The organism is Neobacillus cucumis (genome assembly GCF_002860255.1).
In the GTDB taxonomy this organism is placed as follows: Bacteria; Bacillota; Bacilli; order Bacillales; family Cytobacillaceae; genus Neobacillus; species Neobacillus cucumis_A.
In genome coordinates this window covers 1-1,945 of record NZ_PGVE01000105.1, presented here as the reverse complement: position 1 = coordinate 1,945, position 1,945 = coordinate 1, and the positions used below count along the sequence as shown (strand labels likewise).

The following is a 1,945-nucleotide window of genomic DNA, read 5'->3' as shown; positions in this document are numbered from 1 at the left end:
GATTTTCCTTATGGATTGCGAACGTTGTCTTTTTATTTTTCGCGTTACGCTATTTTGGTTATACTTGGACTATTAAAACCATCCTTTCGGTTGCCACTACCTCTACCACTGTTAATTATATAACCTTGCATGTCCCACATATACATGTCCATTTATTATTGGACCTGCTTGCCGGAAGTGTGTTTTTTGGAATTGGTGTGGGGATTCTAATCCGTGCAGGTGCATCCAGTGGTGGTATGGTCATTCCAGCCTTAATGATTGCTTCCTACAAAAATTGGAGCCCGGGAAAAGTGATGATGGGAATCAATCTTTTAATATTCTTATTAACTGCACTAGTCATTGACTATAAGATAGTGATCTTCGCAATTATCTGCCAATTTTTTTCAACTAATATCATTGACTATATATACGAACTTAAAATCCATAAGATTAGTTTTCTATCCGCTAATTGGCGTAAAAGATAAGAAGATCCCCTATAGAATCTTCTTATCTTTCAAATATCTGATTACTTTCTCTACAGATTGCTCAATCGTCATTTTATCGGAATCAATGATAATTTCCGGGTTAATCGGTGTCTCATAGGGGGATGAGACTCCTGTAAATTCTAATATCTCGCCTTTTCGAGCCCTTTTATACAATCCTTTAGGGTCGCGGTCTTCACAAACATAGATAGGACAATTCAGATAGATTTCTATAAACTCACCTGGTTCGAACATTTTGCGTACCAGTTCCCTATCTTCCAAGAAAGGAGATATAAAAGCAGTACATACAATTTGACCACTGTCCACAAACAGTTTCGCTACTTCCCCTATTCTTCTTATATTTTCATTCCTATCTTTTGGCAGGAAACTTAAATCCCTGTTTAATCCATGACGGATATTATCCCCATCCAGCACATAGCTTCGATAGCTTTCTTGAAATAATATTTGATCAACAGCATTGGCCAATGTAGATTTTCCGGACCCGGACAATCCGGTAAACCAAAGCACGCAGCTTTTATGGCCATTTAAGAGAAGACGGTCATCTTTTGAAACAGTAGAGAGATGCCAGGTAATGTTGCCTCTTTTTTTCATTTTCCTACACCCTTTAAATGTTTTAGCAGCTAGCCAATTCTTGAATTTTCTTTTATATATGTTTCCTTCATACCTTGAATAAGAATCTCTACTACTTCCGGACGGCTGAACTCTTTTGGCGGGTGAATGCCATTACTTAACATACCTCTTACCGCCGTTCCTGATAAAATAACATGATATCCTCGGTCATGAGGACAAGTTTTGGCAGACGCCATATTTTCGCACTTTTTACAGTAGAAACTATGTTCAAAGAATAGTGGTTTAATCCCTAATTCTTCTTCATTAAAGTGACTAAATATCTTTTGTGAATCATACGTACCATAATAATTTCCAACTCCGGCATGATCTCTTCCGACTATAAAATGCGTACATCCATAATTTTTCCGGACAATTGCATGAAAAATAGCTTCCCTTGGTCCGGCATAACGCATGGAAGCTGGAAAAACAGACAAAAATACTCGGTCTTGCGGGTAATAATTTTCAAGTAGGACATGGTAGCTTTTCATTCTAATTTCACTTGGAATATCGTCGGCTTTTGTCTCACCGACCAAAGGATTTAAGAAAAGGCCATCGACGATCTCTAAAGCCGATTTTTGAATATATTCATGTGCTCGGTGAACTGGATTTCTTGTTTGAAAGCCTACAATTGTTTCCCAGCCTAACTCCTTAAATTTCTCTCTTGTTTGCTTCGGATCTAAATAAAAGCTTTCAAATTTCGTTTTTTCCGGCCTTTTGATAAGAGTAATTGAACCAGCAATATAAAACTCTGGCCGTTCAAACAATTTCTTTACCCCAGGATGATTAAGGTCAATGGTTCTATATACCTTATCAGCTTCTAGCTTTTTATCCGGCCGGAATATTTCTTTTACCAT

At 37.5% G+C, this 1,945-nt stretch carries 3 protein-coding genes; 1 reads left to right on the top strand and 2 read right to left on the bottom strand.

Annotated elements, in window-relative coordinates:
* Window positions 1-464: YitT family protein (locus CVD27_RS26725; RefSeq protein ID WP_101652185.1), on the top strand; the 464-nt coding region annotated here is incomplete at its 5' end.
* Window positions 465-473: 9 nt separating this feature from the next.
* On the opposite strand, the gene cysC is transcribed toward CVD27_RS26725, so the two are convergent.
* Together cysC and sat are read right to left on the bottom strand one after the other, a co-directional pair.
* On the bottom strand, window positions 474-1,073 hold the full coding sequence (gene cysC / locus CVD27_RS26720) for an adenylyl-sulfate kinase (protein WP_101652183.1): 600 nt from the start codon (window positions 1,071-1,073) through the stop codon (window positions 474-476).
* 29 nt (window positions 1,074-1,102) lie between these two features.
* Window positions 1,103-1,945: sulfate adenylyltransferase (gene sat / locus CVD27_RS26715; RefSeq protein ID WP_101652181.1), on the bottom strand; the 843-nt coding region annotated here is incomplete at its 5' end.

What these genes read in the sequence shown, in the direction of transcription:
- cysC (WP_101652183.1), bottom strand. Translation starts at nt 1,073, where the DNA reads ATGAAAAAAAGAGGCAACATTACCTGGCATCTCTCTACTGTTTCAAAA.